Origin of the sequence: Rhodococcus chondri (genome assembly GCF_036327435.1) — a bacterium.
In the GTDB taxonomy this organism is placed as follows: Bacteria; Actinomycetota; Actinomycetes; order Mycobacteriales; family Mycobacteriaceae; genus Rhodococcus; species Rhodococcus chondri.
Genome location: NZ_JAUZMZ010000112.1, coordinates 1 through 16,364 on the forward strand (window position 1 = coordinate 1; position 16,364 = coordinate 16,364).

Genomic DNA, 16,364 nt, shown 5'->3' on the forward strand with positions numbered 1-16,364 from the left:
GCTCGGTAAACGTGCAGAGACAGACTCGGGGCCAGTCTGCTGGTTCCGGATTCGGAGATGGGAACACTAACGTTGGCTAGGCACAGAGGTGCTCGGTACGCGGTCATTCCGTACAAGGTCAAGATCGAGAAACTTCGAGAGAAGGACGACAGCAGGCGCATCCGGCCCCTCGACAACTTCGATGGGAACGGCGCCGACTTGCTCGTTCTGTACAGCGCCTTCCTTCTGGGGTTCCCGGGCGGCAAACTTGTCGAACGCGACGACCAGCACTTCGGAGAAGTCGATGAGATCGCCCGCTTGGGCCGCACTGTCCGTGCTCGATGGGTCAGCGGGCAGTCAGGTGTAAGAAGCCACCTCAAGGACGATCATGAAGGAACAGAGTTCGATCGAAAGCAAACCGCGGTCGAACGGCTGCGATTCATGACGCTGCTGGCCGCACCTAGTGACGCGCGCCTCGGTGTCTTTCTCGTCGAGCAGATCGGCCGAAAATCTCTGTCCTGGAAGATGCGCCGCGAGTTCGAGGCTGCGTTCAAGCGCAAGTACCCGGGATACGCGTTAAGAATAGCCGCAGTGTCCCGTACGGATCTGTGGGCAAAGGCGGAGGCTGCAGGTTTGGGTGCCGAGGTATCGGCGATCACGGTCGTGCACCAGAGCATCAGCGCAAACGAGCTCGCCGAGATCGGAGTGGGCGCTGACGAAAAAATTGTCGGTCAGTTTACGCAAACTTACGACATGAAGAAATCGCCGCAGCGGGGCGGCATCCTGCGCAAGGCGAGAACCAAACTCACGAAGGGCATCGTGGCAGCGGAGGGCCCGGACGAAGTGCAGCTTGAGTCGATGGAGGGATTCGATGTCCAGCAAGCCGAACTTGTGGACGGTGTTGCAGAGATCTCCGCAGTTGTCAGCCTACCTGGAGAGAACCCAGTTCTCGTCAAATACACGGGAGCACGACCGCCTCAGGTGAAGTACTACTTCCGCAATGTTCCTGAAGGCGTCGAGTTGACTTCCCTACAGTTCTACACAGAATCGACAAGTCATGCGATCGCATTGCTGCGCGATGGTGGCGTGAGGCTTGACCCTGGCTGGGATACTGAGCAGTGGGAGCATCCTGTCGGTGTTGCTGCGTTGGAGGTGTGTGCGAGTGATTCATCAGCTTCTGACTAGGTATCTTCCGGGTGCCGTCGGCGAGCTGCGGCACGCGCACACTGGCGGGTTACGGGTTGTTCCGACCGCACTGCTGTTCGGCATGCCCATGATCATTGGAATACTGGCATGGTTGTTCGTGCCAGAGAGCGTCCAACCTGCGTCGCTTCTTCCTGGCGCGGCTATCACCACGGGCGCTCTAATGGGTCTGCTGACGCTCATGTTCAATCGAGTGAAGGATGCCACGGCGAAACCGCGGCCTACGGTCGGCTACGACCCCGCATACCAAGCTGGGGTGCTATTCGCTTCAATCGTCTACACCGCGCAGGTCGCGCTCCTTATTTGTGGCCTTCTGCTCGTGCTTACAGTCGTAGAATGCGAAGATGCTCGACGTGCAGGCTTGGCCGCCGCCGTCGGATTGTTCATTCATCTCGGGATAAAGTTGGCTTTTGTCCTGAGGTCGATGAAGCACCAGGCGTTTTCCATGCTCGGAAGTCGTTCGGTGCCGCCCGACGTAGCAGTAATCAGGCATGATCACCGGTCCTGAGCGCAGGAGCGGCGCTGTGCCGGTTGAGAAGCTGAGTTGCTGGGCACCCACCTCGGCGGGTTGAGCAGCGGTGTTCTTCATCGGGGTACTCCCAGCAATCACACTCGACCGCGAATACACACCTCAGGATGGGCCATCGTACGCAATAGGCAGAGGTTACCTGACGTAATCTCTGTTATCGGCATCCGATCAAATCTAGGTAATCGATTGCAGTGCAGTGCTTTTGATTCTTGACGGTGGTAGACGTTATGGGCATGGTCCGCACAGTAGCTGTCGGGAACTCACTGCCACGGAAGCCGGATGCTGAATGCCCAGGCAAGGAGGGCCACGGGCCCTGCTGGAGTTGTTGCTGCCCAGTTCGGGCGGGCTCAGGGGCAGGAAGTTCCGGAACAGTCGCCGGGTGATCGAGGGCATGCTGTACCGGCTACGCACCGGGGGTCCGTGGCGGGATCTGCCTGCGCATTTCGGGCCGTGGAAGACGGTGTGGAAGCGGCATCGGCGCTACGCCGGGGACGGGACGTGGGACCGTGTCCTGACGGCGTTGGTCGCGATGGTCGATGCCGGCGGGGACCTGGACTGGGCGGTGTCGGTGGACTCGACCGTGGTCCGCGTCCATCAGCACGGCGCGAACGCTGCTCGCCACACAGGGGGATCTGCCGAATTACAAGAATCTGCGTGACGAGCCCGCCGATCATGCGATCGGTCGATCCCGTGGAGGGTTGACCAGCAAGATTCACCTGGCCTGCGACGGTCACGGGCGCCCGTTGTCGGTGCTGGCAGGTCCGGGGCAGGCCGGCGACAGTCCGATGTTCGCGAATCTGCTGGAAGGCATTTCCGTGCCTCGGCTAGGTGGTGGCGGGGCTCGGATCCGTCCCGACGAGGTGCGGGCGGACAAGGCGTATTCATCGAAGGCCAATCGGGAACTGCTGCGCAGCAAGAGCATCAAGGCCGTGATCCCCGAGAAGTCCGACCAGGTGGCCAACCGCAAGCGCAAGGGCAGTGAGGGCGGTCGGCCGCCGAGTTTCGACGCAGAGTCGTACAAGGGCCGCAATGTGGTGGAAAGGGCCTTCAACAAGGCGAAACAGTACCGCGGAGTCGCCACCCGCTACGACAAACTCGTCATGACCTACCGGGCTGGGTTCATGCTCGCGGGCATCGTCGAATGGCTCAAACTATTGGGAGATACACCCTAGCGCGGAGCATTCGGCTTTACAGAGAACCCAAACTGGGTGAGGGGTACGAGGGCCGCGTAGCCCTTCTCCCCCTGAGGTGACGCAAGCATTATCAGACTGCCATCTCCCATCGGCGCAGACACGTACCAGCCCAGCGGTACGGCAGCGAGGTCATTCTCCATCAAGAAATCTGATGGATACTGCCCGACATAAACAGCCGAGGGATCATCTCCCCGCGTGACGCTACAGTAGCCTCCGCTGTCGGCTCCGTTCAGTACATTCTGCCCTTTGGAGTCGTACAGTCCGTCGAAATAGAACCCAGGCTTACAGACCGCCCGCAACCAATCTTCTAATGTGCCGGTGATGTTGTCGATTCCAGCGGACCCTTCGGTATTCGTGTCGGAACTCAGGTCCTCTTCCATCCCGCAGGCAGCAAGAACTCCAACCGCTAGTAGAGCAGACATTACTAACCGCAGGAACAGTCTTCTCATAAGCAACTAGTACTCGACGGAAATATTGTTCGTGCGTAGTGCTGAGGACTGTTGCATAACAGTTAACGCCCACAACATGCGTCAGGGTGGCTATGACCCTTCCGGGGGACTGTCATTTTCCGGTGGATCCGATTCTGGCGCATCGGTTTAGTTCTCGCTCGGGGTGACCGACCCTCGAACGTGATGGCGAACGCGTTCGACGCCGACTTCCACCTCATCGCCCATCGTGCTCTTCTGCCACTTCCTTTCCCGTCGGATCGGGGGAGCGCTCCGGCGGGCGTCCGTAGTAGGCGCACGGATCTCAGCCAAGGTGCTGTCCGCGTACGGTGTCGCCGCGCATTTCGTAGTGTTCGTCGACGGCGCCCGATCAGTCGTCGGGCTTCCCACCGAAGTAACGGCGGCAGGGCCAACTGCCGACTCTTCGATACCCGGCTCTACCAGTAGTGCCGTGCGTCTTCCTCCGGCGACATAATGCTTGAATCCACCCTCACCGGTTCACACAGTCCTGGCAACGGTCCTGTGCGGGGCGACCCAGGATGGCACCAGAATTCGTCTAAGGGGCTCATCATTGCCGATTCGCTCCCACGCCCGTGGGACGTTCGGATTTTGCCCCATCTGGACAAATCGCTCTCATCGTTGTGGCCACAACCAGGCAGGTGCGCCATCTGCCGCCGGGCTCACCAGTATGCGGGCGGGCTCGACGGTCGTGGACGCTACGGCCGGTCGAGTGTGCTCGCACTGGCCGATTACCAGGTCGCAACGCGCGCAGCGCTCACTATTCACATCGAAGGCATCGGAACCACGCCGCGATTCGTTTCCCGGGACTTGACCAGATCTCGTGGCACAGTGTGGGAATGTCACCGATTCAACACTTGTCGATGCGCGTGCCGTGGCGAGATCGAGCGTGGGACGGACACCTCTGTGATCGTCCGCTGGACAATTCGTCGTGCATCTTGCTCAAGAACATCGGTGACCGCCGACTCGACGAGTACGAGAACGCGAACGCGGGCACACCGATGGCAAACCTGATCTCGGAGCAGCTGCCCTGCTTGAACGAACGCGCGACATTCATGTCCGCCCACGGCTATACCGTGACCAAGACACACCCCTATGCCTCGAACAAGAAGTTGACCGGGACACTGGAGCCGACCCCGGTCGCGATACCCGGCCACGCATTCGAATCGGTCCCGTTCCGCTGGCTCAACCGCGAAGCTTTCGAAGGCGACATCTGGTCGCAGTGGCGCACTGACTACAACCCCGAGGCGGAAGACCGGATCGGCACACTCCTCGGGTTCACGCCTAGCTGGGTCATGGACGGTGCCAACCAGCAAGCAATCATCCGGTCCTTCTTCGAGCCGGTTTCTGCCGGAGAGTCACTGGTCTTCGCCTATCTCAAGCACTCCCCGTTCCAGGAAAGTAGTACCCGCAGGCTGCTCGTCGGGGCTGCTCGTGTTACCGAGGTCTCCCTCCCGGGCATGTGGCGGCACCGGGGCCGGCCACCGTTCGACTCATCGATGTGGGAGACCGCGGTAAGCCACAGCCTGCGGCCGGACATGGCAGATGGAATTCTGCTCCCTTATCAGCAACTGATCGGACTGCTCGACAACGGTGTCGATGTCGATACCGCGTTGGCCTGGGCGCCGGAGAGCCGTGATCTCGAGTTCTCGTATGTCACCGAGTATCTATCGGACGACGCCGCGATCGAGTCGTTGCTCAGCCTGTCCGCCGCGGCCCGAGGGCTGATCGAGCTGGGCATCGAGGTTCCGTCGAGCGCAACCGAATGGGTCGATTCCCAGCTCGGCCGTCTGTGGCAGCTGCGCGGCCCCACTCCCGGACTCGGCTCCGTACTGGCGCACCTGAATGTGCAGTCGGCGCACGGGGTCGCACGACTGGTGCTGTCGAATATTCCGGAGGGCAGCGATCCATGGGAGTTTCTCGAGACGGGATTCGCCGACCCGACCCGGTTCCCGGCCAGCGTGCGCTCGGTCATCGGGCCGTCAATCGGCAAGATCTGGAGAAAACTGCCGCAGACTCGGCGTGAGGCTCTGCGTGCGTTGTCGGCGTTCGACGTCTCTTCCGAGCAAGTCGCCATGATCATGGGCGGTGAAACCACCGTCGAACTGACGCTCGAGGAGTTCCTCGACAATCCGTATTACGCGGCGATCTGCACGTATACCGATCCGCGGCATATTTCGTTCACGACGATCGACCGGGGCTGTTTTCCGCCGGAGCACGTGTCCTGGTCCTCGCCGATGCCCGAACAGATGCAGATGGACGATCACCTCGATCGGCGTCGGATCGAAGCCCTGCTGGTCGATGTCCTCGAACGGGCCGCGGCCGAGGGAAACACGGTACTTCCGCAGGCCGAGGCAGTTGCCCGAGCCGGGGACATACCGGTGACCACCTCATGTGTGCTCAACGACGAGGTGTTGATGGGCCAGGATCTCGACGCCCGGACCCTTGCCGAGGGTGAGGAATGGACACCGATCCTCGGAACCATCGTGGGCGACGACCTGCCGGCCTACAAGCTGACGCGCCTGGCCGAGGTGGCCGAGGTGATCCGTACTTGGCTCACTCCACGCTTGGCCACCGAACGCTTCGGTTCCTTGTCCCAGGCGCGCACCGTCATCGACGCCATCATCGACGCCCCCGTCGGTGACGACCTGGAGGAGGAGGCCGCCCGAAGGGAGAAGGCAGCCGGACTCGGTGAGCTCTACGCTTCCCCGCTCTCGGTGCTGATCGGTCCGGCCGGAACCGGAAAGACCACGCTGCTGCGGGCCTTGGTGTCGTTGCCGGGCATCGCGGGCAGTGCGCCGATCCTGCTTGCTCCCACCGGCAAGGCACGGGTCCAGCTGCAGCAGAAGGTCGGGTATCCGGCCCGTACTCTCGCCAGCCACCTGAGCAGATCCGGGCGTTACGACGGAAACGCGGGACTGTACCTCGTCACCGACGAGCCCTCGACACGCGAGCGCGCCGACCTGGTGGTGATCGACGAAGCCTCGATGCTCACCGAAGAGATGCTCGCCGCCACCCTCGACTCCTTCTCCAGCATCAAAAGGCTCGTGTTGGTGGGGGATCCGCGTCAGCTTCCACCCATCGGTCCCGGCCGTCCGTTCGTCGACCTCGTTCAGTATCTGCGTCCCGACCGGTTCTCCTCGGCAGAACGCGTCGGGCCGGGTTATGTCGAGCTTCAGGTGACCCGTCGCCAAGGCGGTCTCGGCCGCGCCGACCTGGCGCTCGCGAAGTGGTTTGGCGGCGACGAACTCGGCCCCGACGACGATGCGATCTGGGAACAGTTGCGCCGGACCTCGGACCTGGCCACGGTTCGTCATGTCAACTGGGGAGGTCGGAGCCCCGAGAAGACTCTCATCGATGTCCTCCACGAGGAACTCGACTTCGGTACTCACCCCGACCCGCAGACCGCGTTCGCGTTGACCTACGGCGGTACCTGGAACGAGCCCTATCTGAACTGGGAGACCGGGAAAGGTGGGGCCGGCGAAAAATCGGAGCAATGGCAGGTGTTGACCCCCACCCGGTCCCGCCAGTTCGGCAGCGTCGAGCTCAACCGGCATCTCAAGCGCACCTTCCGCACCAGCGATACCACGTTCGCCGCCCAGACGCGGGGGTGGAACATTCCCAAACCGATCGGGCCCGAGCTGATCGTGCGCGGCGACAAGGTCATGCACACCCGCAACAGCAGAATGAAGGCATGGCCCAAAGACACCGGCCTCGATTACGTCGCCAACGGTGAGATCGGTGTCGTCGTCGGTCGGCTCAACAAGAAGAAGAACCTCCCCGCGAGAGTGGAGTACTCGTCCCAGGTGGGCTGGACTTACAGTTACTGGCCGTCCTCGTCGGAGGACCCTCCTCTCGAACTGGCCTGGGCGGTGACCGTGCACAAGTCGCAGGGCTCCGAATTCGGCACGACCTTCCTGATGCTGCCGTCGAGGACTCGGGTGTCGAGGGAATTGCTCTACACGGCGTTGACCCGGCACACCGATCGAGTGATCATCCTTCACGACGGTGTGGTCGAGGATCTGCGCACGCTTGCTCGCCCGTCCTCATCAGAGACTGCAGCACGACTGACCGATCTGTTCTGTCCATCGACCCCGCAGCAGATCATGGTCGCGGGAACCGGCCACCGAGTCGACTCGAATCTGGTCCACATCACCGGCACCGGGGTGCTGGTGCGAAGCAAGAACGAAGTGATCTTGGCGGACATCCTGGAATCGATGGTGCCGGGCCGGTGGGTCTACGAGCAGGAGCTGGTCGGCACGGACGGAACCGTTCGGTACCCGGACTTCACCATCGAGACCACCACCGGGCGCCGCATCATCTGGGAGCACCTGGGCATGCTCGACAACCCGCAGTACGCCGCGAACTGGGAGACGAAGAAGCAGTGGTACCGCGCCAACGGCGTACTGCCGGAAGCTGACGGCGGCGGACCAGAAGGAACGCTGGTGTGGACCGACGACCGCGGCGGGGTCGATGTGCCCGCTTGGCGCCAACTCGCACAGCAGGTATTCGGAGCCCCACTCAAGGGCGGCCCTCTGGCGAAGAAAGCGGCGAAGAAGGCGCTTCCCAAGCGACCGAAGTAGACGCGACTGATCTTCGATCTGAGGCTGAACCCTTCGGACGGCAACCGATGGCATCCCGCGGCTGCCGCTCCGGGTATTCGTCGGCGTTGGCACCTGACCAGGCACGACAAGAGTGCGCGATTTCCTTCGACATCGTCGGGTAAGCAGGCGAGCCACCTGGTGGGTGCGGGCAACCCCGCATTTAGGGGAGTTGTCGCCGACAGCGTGGCATGCTGGCACGGTATGGACGCACACACGCATGTCCCTCGAGTTCATCTCTGCCGTCTGTCGCCGCGCCGGGATGCTCTCGATTCTTACTTCGGTTCTGACGACGTTTCGTGGGCTTCCAATCCCACCTGGGAAATGCCGGAACACTACGAGGTGGGGGACACGCTCATCGTCGTGGTGGCCGCTCGTGAGCCGGCCGTGCTCAATATCGAGACGTTGACGTCGAGTTCGGCCGACGGCGGATACAACACTGAAGATAGTGCCGGCGCCGACCTCGGCGGAGTCTCTATCCCGGCAATCGAGAAGCGGATGGGCGAGCCCACCCCGACCGCTCCGTCCACACTCGAACCGGAATTCGCGCAGCGGTGGATGGCAGCGTACGACGCCGAACGTAGCGACCCGACTCCCTGGCGTCGTCGAGATACCACCGGTTGCGTCGCTGCAAGCAGCAAGCTCGACGCCCGGCGCACCGAGATTGTCGGCGACCACGTCTGCCTGTGCTGCGGTATCGGTCCCGCCGCGGCGTCGGCACTGCAGGGTGCGCTCGAAGTGCATCTGTGCAATGAGGAGGATGCCTCGGGTATGGGGATGTTCCTGCATCCGGATCTGGCGGTGCGCGTGTGCATGCAATGCCACGAACATCTGCATGCTCCGTACGGGCCGAGTGTGATGGAGGAGATGTTCTCGCAGCGTCCGCAATGCCCGGAGTGCGAGAGGCCTCAAGCGATCCGGTTGGTGGGGGGCATGCCTCCCGGGCCCCCGCCACCTGGCACGATCGCGGCCGGATGTGACCTCGTCGACGATGGCTCCGAAGCCCCGGACTACCGCTGCGGCAATTGCGGTCACGAATGGGCCCTCGCTCCCGCTGAAGAGGGTTACGAACCGTCCTGGCCTGGGATGCTCGAGTGGGTGCTCGACTCGCTGACAGGGAAGCCGTTGGGTTTTCTTTTCGAGCTTGGGCCGTTTGATCACGTGGATGATGAGCAGGACGGTGAGATCATCTGCGCGCAGATTCAGGTACTCGACGATGACGTGCTGTTGCTGCGCCGATCCAAAGACGTACTCGGGCACTTGATGCTCGCCGACTATTCGGCCGCTGGTGCGGTGCTCGACCAATGGTACTTCGATACGCATTTCGACGACTGCACCGACGGTTACCTGTTCAGCCGTGATCTCGACTTGATCGCCGAGGCCTGCGTGGCCTGGTTTCGCGACAACTGGGGAGAAACCCGCTCAGTCGACGAAATCGGCTGTTCCTGTCGTTTCCCCGACACCTTGCTACCGACGCCGGACCCGACCGACTGATCTGGACAGACGATCCCATTGGACCTCGGTCACCCTCTGCAGAGCATCGGCAATCATTGTCGCGCTGCTCTCATCTCAATTTGCCAATGTGCGTAACCTGTCTCCTCTGATCGGTACGGCTCAATCGTCGTGCTGCCATTCCTCTGTCACGGGGTACTCGCCCTCAGGTGGAGTAGCGGCGCCTTCGCAGGTTCCCTTCGGCCACCATCGCAGTCGTCCACCTCGTGCTTGGCGGCCGGTGATCGGAGGAAATGCGTCGTCGAGCACTCGAATCCGGTCCACCACCACCAGCGCCTCGGTTGCCGGCACCGTTTCGACGTCGGCCTTGGCTGCTACGACCCGGATGTGCAGTGGGAGTTCTCCGTCCCGAATTGCGCGGAGCTGGTAGTCGCGGAACCCGCTGACGTCGATCACCGTGTAGTTCAGGTCCACCAGGAGCGAGGTGGCGGCGTCGATGGCGTGTTGATCGAGTGCTGCCTGCACGGCAGGGTTGTAGTGGCGATCGACATTAAGGATGCGCAGCGTCTTCGACGCGATGTCGGTCAGTTCCGCCACGGTAGGGGGTCGGCCGGGAAGGATGTCGAGAAGTTCGACGGGAAAACGCGCCAGATAGCGCGAGCAGGCACCGTGGATGCCTTTGTCAAGGCTTCCGGTGAAGGGGAAATGGAGCGGTCCGGTTTGGCTCTCGTGAAGTTGTTGTTCGAGAGCGAAGATCTGGGGAGCGAGCTGCTTGATCATCGGTAAGGTCACCGGCTTGTGCAGCTCATACATCGAGTTCAAGGGGACCTCGGTCCACGTGTTTTCGATGTGGGCCTTTCGCGCTCTGGGCGATACGGCCTTGGAGAAAAGTGTGCTTTTGGACGTCTGGATCGCCTCGGCGGCCTCGATGTCGAAGTCGTCGACGAAGAGTTCTTCTGCCTCGTACACGGAGGGATGGCCTGTGATTACCGACCATCCGAGCAGGACAGGTGGATTCTCACCGCGCCACCAGTGGAAGACGATGTCGCCGGGCCGCACTTGTTCGAGCAGGATGCTCGAGAGCCGCAGTTGGCCCGAGTCCAAATAACGGCGTACCTCCAATGTGGTGCCGAGGGTTTCGTAGTCACGGTTGGTGATCTCCATCCACACCCGCATCGGCGCTTTCAATCGACTCTCCCGTCGTTCGGCGGTCCGACCGCCTCCGGATACGTCAGAACTGATGAATACAGCTGACCCTCGACACCGTTGAAACCGCTGTGGCGGGATCGTTTCGTATTCCACGGTCGGGGGCCGCAAGAGCGAAGAGTGTCAACGCCTCCGTCCAGGCATCGGTACTGCTCATTTCCGTGCTACCGGCGCAAGTGAGGTTGTTACAAGCTATCCAACGGAAACTGCGCACGCCCCGTGACTTAGGTGGTCTTTGGTCGGCTTGTCAGCAGCTCCAACAGGCTGGGACTGTCAGCCGTCGATGAGCGTGCGAATCTGATCAAGGATCTCCGCGGCTCGCGCATCGTCTGCATTGGCTACCTCGACAAGGAAGGTGTCGTTCGCCTCGCCGGGCTCAAGTACCGCGTCGATCACTTTCCCCACAGCGGAGGTCTTTGCGTAGATGCGCACTTCTTCCCACTGGCGAGGCTGCGGGTTGTCATCGATGACGGCTCGGGGGAAGTAACCAAGCCCCACTCCGGACAAGGTCGTGCTGACCTCGGCCAAGACCCGAGGACCCAGCTTCTTGTACTCGAGCATCTCCCGCAGCTCCTGCAGAGAAACTACGACCAAACCAAGCTGATCTACAGCCCGCTTCAAATCACTCGCGTCTGAGTAATCCACGGACACTCCTCGCAATTTATTGAACTAATCCTATCGAGCTCATCATATTACAACATGGGAAATATGATTCCTGAGTCTCTTGCCGGCGGTGTAACCCTCCTACCCGAGGCTGATCCGGGCGTGACGTTCCATAAACGACCGTATTTGAAACATCCCGGCCGAAAAATCGCGAGCAGCGCCGACGGATGTGCCAAAACTCGTGTCCATAACCGATGTTTCAGAATGAGGCGTGTCGGTGAGTTCTGGAACACTGTCGCCTCGTGAACGAACTTTTGGGCTACGCGAGGGTCTCGACCACCGATCAGCTACTCGACGCGCAGAGCGACGCCCTGCGCGCCGCCGGGTGTTCGAGGATCTGGACCGAGACCGCCAGCGGGGCAACCACCGCCCGACCGCAACTGACCGAACTCTTCTCGCACCTGCGCGCCGGCGACACCCTCGTCGTGTGGCGGCTGGACCGACTCGGTCGGTCGCTACCGCACCTGCTGCAGACCGTCGAAGACCTCGAGGCACGCGGGGTCGGCTTCCGGTCCCTGACCGAGGCGATCGATACCACCACCTCCGGCGGCCGGCTGATCTTCTCGATCTTCGGGGCGATCGCCGAGTTCGAGCGCAACCTCATCAGAGAGCGCACCCAGGTGGGGCTGGCCGCCGCCCGGGCCCGCGGCCGCACCGGGGGCCGGCCGCCGAAGATGACCCCCAACAAGATCCGGCAGGCCAAGAAGATGCGCGATGGCGGCATGGCGCAACGCGAGATCGCCGAGATTCTCGGTGTCGGCCGCACCACGCTGTACCGCCACCTCAAATAACCTGGCAAAGTCACCAGTCGCTGCGATCGAACCGGCGAGTTCTAATGCACTAGCTCGATCTGTAATCCCGGTTCACGCCCAACACGGGATCGAACTACAAATAGTTCGGGCTAGAGACGCCTGACCACGCTATCGGTCGCTCTCGAGGCGGGCTGACCACGAAGACTCATCTGGTCTGTGATGGGCGCAGCCGGGCGCTGGCATTCATCCTTACCCCGGGGCAGGTGGCCGACACGAGCATGCTTGCGCCCACGCTGGGGCAGATCCGCGTGCCCGGTGCAGTCGGCAGGCCGCGGACCCGTCCGGAGCGGGTGCTGGCGGACACGGGCTACCCCTCGAAATCGAATCGGGCCTGGTTACGCGCTCACGGTATCGCCGCGACGATCCCCGAACGCGACGATCAGATCGCGCACCGGCGGAACAAGCCGGACCGACCGATCGATTTCGGAGAGCAGCAAAAGGCCCGCTATCGCGGCCGCAACGTCGTGGAGCGATGCTTCAACCGACTCGAGCAGTGGCGTGGGATCGCGATGCGATCTGACAAGACCGCCGGTAGCTACCACGCCGGGCTCTGCCTCGCGGCCACTCTTCACTGGCTCACCACCAGTAATCGCATCGCGGTTCAGAGGTAGCGGCAGACCTGGTCAGGGTCGCAGTCTTCGGGGTGGATGGTGCTGGCCTCGTCCCGAAGCCCGGTGAGGGTATCGCGCAGGGCGGCCAGGCTGCTCAGCTGGTCCTCGATGTCCACCAGGCGTTGGTCGAGCAGGTCGCGGACGTGAGAGCAGGGGGCGTGCCCGTCATCGCGGATGTCGAGCACCTGCTTGATCTGGGCCAGCGTGAGCCCGGCGGCCTGACCACGGTGGATGAAGTCCAGCCGAGTCAGTGTCTCAGGCGTGTAGCAGCGGTACCCCGCCGGAGTGCGGTCCGGGGCTGGTAGCAGGCCCTGCTCTTCGTAGAACCGTAGCGTCTTGGTGCTGGTACCCGCTGCGGAGGCGAGTTCACCAATCCTCATGGCCGCCCTCTTCTCGGAGTCGCCGACAGGCCGCACTTGACCTTGCCCTGCACTGGAAAGTCCACTCTGGTCTCATCGGAGCATTTTTGCCAAGTGATCGGGAGGTATCTCAGATGGGCCAGAAGGTGGACCTGGCAGTGATCGGCTCCGGTGGGGCAGCGTTCTCCGCCGCGATCCGGGCCCGGAACTTGGGCAGGTCGGTAGTGATGATCGAGTGCAGCACAGTCGGCGGCACCTGCGTGAACATCGGCTGCGTGCCGTCCAAAGCACTGCTCGCCGCCGCCGAGGCCCGGCATGTGGCCGCCGACGCCCCCGGCCGATTCCCCGGCATCGCCACCGCGTCCGGTCCGGTGGACATGCTGGGCCTGATCGGCGGCAAGCGATCCCTGGTGGAGGGCCTGCGGCAGACGAAATACCTCGATCTGGCCGACTCGTACGGGTGGCCGATCCGGCAGGGCGGGGCCTCCTTCACCGGCACCCCGGACGCCCCCGGGCTGCAGGTCACCAGCCCGGACGGGGCCGCCGAGGTGATCGAGGCCGGCCACTACCTGGTCGCGACCGGCGCGCAACCTTGGATTCCTGATCTGCCGGGACTGGATCAGGTTGACTACCTGACCTCGACCACCGCAATGGAACTCACCGAGATTCCCGAGTCCCTGCTGGTCCTCGGTGGTGGATACGTCGCCCTGGAACTGGCCCAGCTCTTCGCCCGGCTCGGCTCGACGGTGACCATGCTGGTCCGTTCCCGGTTGGCCTCTGCCGAGGAGCCCGAGGTGAACCGGGTTCTGGAATCAGTCTTTACCGAGGAGGGCATCACGGTGGTGCGCAACGCCCAGCTCACCACGTTCACCCAGGATGAGGCGACTGGCGAGGCGACCGCCACCGCGACCGTCGAAGGCCGGACCAGCCAATTCCGCGCCCAGCGGGTGCTGGTGGCGCTGGGCCGCCGTCCGGTCACAGACACGCTGGGCCTGGAGACGGTCCGGGTCCGCACCGGTGTGGGCGGCGAGATCATCGTCGATGACTCCCTGGCCACCACCACTCCGCGTATTTGGGCCGCCGGAGACGTCACCGGGCACCGCGAGTTCGTCTACGTCGCCGCCCATCAGGGCGCGATGGTCGTCGACAACGCCTTCACCGGCGCGGCACGCACGATGGACTACGCCTACCTGCCACGGGTGACGTTCACCAGTCCCGCTATCGGCGCGGTCGGCATGACCGAGAAGCAGGCCCTAGCGGCCGGCTACCGCTGCAACTGCCGCGTGCTACCGCTGGACTACGTGCCCCGCGCCCTGGTCAACCGCGACACCCGCGGATTCATCAAGGTCGTCATCGACGACGACACCAGCCGCATCCTGGGCATCACCTCCGTCGCCAAGGACGCCGGCGAACTCGCCGCCGCCGGCGTCTTCCTCCTCGAGGGACACCAGACCTACCACGACGTCGCCACGATGTGGGCGCCCTACCTGACCATGGCCGAAGGCATCAAGCTCGCCTGCCAGTCCTTCACCACCGACCCCGCCAAGCTGTCCTGCTGCGCCTGATCCGCCACGCGATAGTCGCAGCCACCTTTAGCAACACGGCCACTGCGGCCAGGCCCCGACGGGTTCGTCGCCGGCTTCGAGCAGACCGGCGCGCAGCCCGCGAGTGGACAGGTCGTGGACGGCAGCAAGGCCGGACTGGCCACCGCCGATGACGAGGGCGACGTAGTCGGTCATAAGGTTCCTTCGGTAGAGGAGGCGCGGGCGGGCAGCCGCGGCACGGACGCGACGGCGAGGACGGCGGCGAGCCCGGCGACCACCGCGAGGACAAGGTAGGCGCCGGCGTAGCTGCCGGTAACGCCGGCCAGGACCGTTCCCGCCCACGGCGCCAACGCCATGACCACGACGCTCGGGGCGGACATGAGCCCGCCGAGGCGCCCGTAGTGGGTCGAGCTCCACCGTTCGGTCCTGCGGCAGCGCGCCGCCGCCGAACTCGAGCAGATCGACGCAGTTCGGGACGAACTCGCCGATCGATACGCCGTAGTTCCGCTCGAGACCACCGAACCGGTCGGCGCCGAGGCACTGTGTGGTCTTGCCGCCGGCCGGATCGAATCCGCACCGGTATAACGCTCCTGATGACGGCGGCGACGGGAGAATGACCGCCGCTCGCCTCTGTGGGCTGCGCTGTCAGCCAGCGTGAGTTTTCAGGATGGACGTTGGTTCTTCGGCGTACGTGAGCTGGATGCGCAGCTGTCCTCGGCAGGCTCGTGGAACCCAGCAAGCACCGAGCGGACCTGGACAAATCGCATCCGGTGTGGCCGGGCTGTCGGTGGTCACGTCGAGCCGCGATCCTGTTGCTGGGGTCGGCGTAGCGAACGCATCGGCCGGAACTGCGGAGATCTCTCGCTGCACCGGTTGGACGGGCTGCACATTCGCCTGCGCAAATCCAAGACCGATCAGGAGGGCCGCGGCATCATCCGTGCGCTGCCGTTCACGCACAGTCATCTCAGTTGTTCGCCGTGTGCGTGGATGCGGTGGGCGCACGCGGTCGCCGCGTACGACACCGGGGGGCGACACCGGTGGACGTCCCGCGGTGATCCGGCTGCTGCGCAGTGCGGAGCCGTTCGAGGGGCAGGTGTGCCGGGGACCGAGCCCTCGCCCGTGCCGGCGTCGCCGTTGTGGCGCTCGCTCCGCCGCAACGGCAATCTCTCGGGCTTTTCTGCGAGTTCGAGTAGGTACGGGAGCCGATCGAAGCCGCGGTCTCCCCGGTGTGTTCGGCTGCGATGGCAGAGGGCGCACCTCACTGGCTACCGTGAGCGAATGCGCCGTGTGATGTTTCTCCTCCGTCCGAGCTGGTTGATTCTGGCCGTGGTGGTGGTCGGCTTCGCGTATGGGTGTTTCACCGTCCTCGCCCCGTGGCAGCTGGGCAAGAACACCAGCACCGAGGATCGCAATGCGCGGATCGCGGCGTCGATGGCGCAGGAGCCGGGCCCCGTCGTCGAGCTGCTCGGCGGTGACGGTCCGACGATCGACGACGAGTGGAGCCGCGTCCTCGCGCAGGGCTCGTATCTGCCCGACTCCGATGTGCTCGTCCGGTTGCGCAGCGTCGAAGCCCAGCCCGCCTACGAGGTGCTCACCCCGTTCGCGCTCGACAATGGTCGGACGATTCTCGTCAATCGAGGTTATGTGCGTCCGGTGCGCGGCAGCGAGGTGCCCGAGATCCCGGCCGCGCCGGGCGGCAACGTCACCCTCGAGGCCCGCATCCGCATGTCCGAAGGCACGATGGACGG

Annotated in this window: 14 protein-coding genes and 1 pseudogene; 9 read left to right on the top strand and 6 right to left on the bottom strand. The window is 63.4% G+C overall.

Annotated features, from left to right (window positions below; genetic code table 11):
• The first annotated feature begins 57 nt into the window (after positions 1 to 57).
• Complete coding sequence (locus tag Q8814_RS17970; RefSeq protein ID WP_330153366.1) at positions 58 to 1,164, top strand: hypothetical protein; 1,107 nt, start codon at positions 58 to 60, stop codon at positions 1,162 to 1,164.
• Positions 1,165 to 1,450: 286 nt separating this feature from the next.
• On the opposite strand, the gene Q8814_RS17975 is transcribed toward Q8814_RS17970, so the two are convergent.
• Positions 1,451 to 1,771 (bottom strand): hypothetical protein, encoded by a 321-nt coding sequence (locus Q8814_RS17975; protein WP_330153367.1) that lies wholly within the window; start codon positions 1,769 to 1,771, stop codon positions 1,451 to 1,453.
• A gap of 226 nt (positions 1,772 to 1,997) precedes the next feature.
• Between Q8814_RS17975 and Q8814_RS17980 the strand changes: the two genes are divergently transcribed.
• From Q8814_RS17980 to Q8814_RS17990, 3 genes are all read left to right on the top strand, one after another.
• A protein-coding gene (locus tag Q8814_RS17980; RefSeq protein ID WP_408015930.1) for an IS5 family transposase occupies positions 1,998 to 2,883 on the top strand; the annotation gives its coding sequence in 2 pieces (ribosomal slippage) (positions 1,998 to 2,330 and positions 2,332 to 2,883; 885 coding nt in all).
• A 1,324-nt stretch (positions 2,884 to 4,207) separates the two neighbouring features.
• Entirely contained in the window at positions 4,208 to 7,951 is a 3,744-nt protein-coding gene (locus Q8814_RS17985; RefSeq protein WP_330153368.1) for an AAA family ATPase, read from the top strand.
• Between the two features lie 576 nt (positions 7,952 to 8,527).
• Positions 8,528 to 9,463, top strand: a complete 936-nt coding sequence (locus tag Q8814_RS17990; protein ID WP_330153369.1) for a hypothetical protein — start codon at positions 8,528 to 8,530, stop codon at positions 9,461 to 9,463.
• 120 nt (positions 9,464 to 9,583) lie between these two features.
• Here Q8814_RS17990 and Q8814_RS17995 read toward each other — a convergent pair whose 3' ends face one another.
• A complete protein-coding gene (locus Q8814_RS17995; protein WP_330153370.1) occupies positions 9,584 to 10,609 on the bottom strand; it encodes a hypothetical protein in 1,026 nt (341 codons plus the stop codon).
• A 291-nt stretch (positions 10,610 to 10,900) separates the two neighbouring features.
• Positions 10,901 to 11,272 (bottom strand): ubiquitin family protein, encoded by a 372-nt coding sequence (locus tag Q8814_RS18000; protein ID WP_330153371.1) that lies wholly within the window; start codon positions 11,270 to 11,272, stop codon positions 10,901 to 10,903.
• 260 nt (positions 11,273 to 11,532) lie between these two features.
• Between Q8814_RS18000 and Q8814_RS18005 the strand changes: the two genes are divergently transcribed.
• Positions 11,533 to 12,081: a recombinase family protein gene (locus tag Q8814_RS18005; RefSeq protein WP_330153372.1), complete on the top strand. Its 549-nt coding sequence runs from the start codon at positions 11,533 to 11,535 to the stop codon at positions 12,079 to 12,081.
• Positions 12,082 to 12,212: 131 nt separating this feature from the next.
• Entirely contained in the window at positions 12,213 to 12,713 is a 501-nt protein-coding gene (locus Q8814_RS18010) for an IS5 family transposase (RefSeq protein WP_330153373.1), read from the top strand.
• On the opposite strand, the gene Q8814_RS18015 is transcribed toward Q8814_RS18010, so the two are convergent.
• Entirely contained in the window at positions 12,704 to 13,093 is a 390-nt protein-coding gene (locus Q8814_RS18015) for a heavy metal-responsive transcriptional regulator (protein ID WP_200360298.1), read from the bottom strand. The two genes, Q8814_RS18010 and Q8814_RS18015, sit on opposite strands and share 10 nt — an antisense overlap.
• Before the next feature lie 113 nt (positions 13,094 to 13,206).
• Here Q8814_RS18015 and merA point away from each other — a divergent pair, with 113 nt between their 5' ends.
• Complete coding sequence (merA, locus tag Q8814_RS18020) at positions 13,207 to 14,637, top strand: mercury(II) reductase (RefSeq protein WP_200360299.1); 1,431 nt, start codon at positions 13,207 to 13,209, stop codon at positions 14,635 to 14,637.
• A gap of 27 nt (positions 14,638 to 14,664) precedes the next feature.
• Here the strand turns inward: merA and Q8814_RS18025 are convergent, their stop codons facing one another.
• Together Q8814_RS18025 and Q8814_RS18030 are read right to left on the bottom strand one after the other, a co-directional pair.
• A complete protein-coding gene (locus Q8814_RS18025) occupies positions 14,665 to 14,811 on the bottom strand; it encodes an NAD(P)-binding protein (RefSeq protein ID WP_200360300.1) in 147 nt (48 codons plus the stop codon).
• The gene (locus tag Q8814_RS18030) at positions 14,808 to 14,996 is read right to left on the bottom strand and encodes a hypothetical protein (RefSeq protein WP_200360301.1); all 189 of its coding nucleotides are present in this window, start codon (positions 14,994 to 14,996) and stop codon (positions 14,808 to 14,810) included. The genes Q8814_RS18025 and Q8814_RS18030 overlap by 4 nt, the downstream gene beginning before the upstream one ends.
• A 442-nt stretch (positions 14,997 to 15,438) precedes the next feature.
• Between Q8814_RS18030 and Q8814_RS18035 the strand changes: the two are divergent.
• Both Q8814_RS18035 and Q8814_RS18040 read left to right on the top strand, forming a co-directional pair.
• A pseudogene (locus tag Q8814_RS18035) lies at positions 15,439 to 15,807 on the top strand (integrase); the annotation flags it as partial.
• 87 nt (positions 15,808 to 15,894) lie between these two features.
• A partial coding sequence (locus Q8814_RS18040) for an SURF1 family protein (protein ID WP_330153374.1) occupies positions 15,895 to 16,364 on the top strand: 470 nt, incomplete at its 3' end.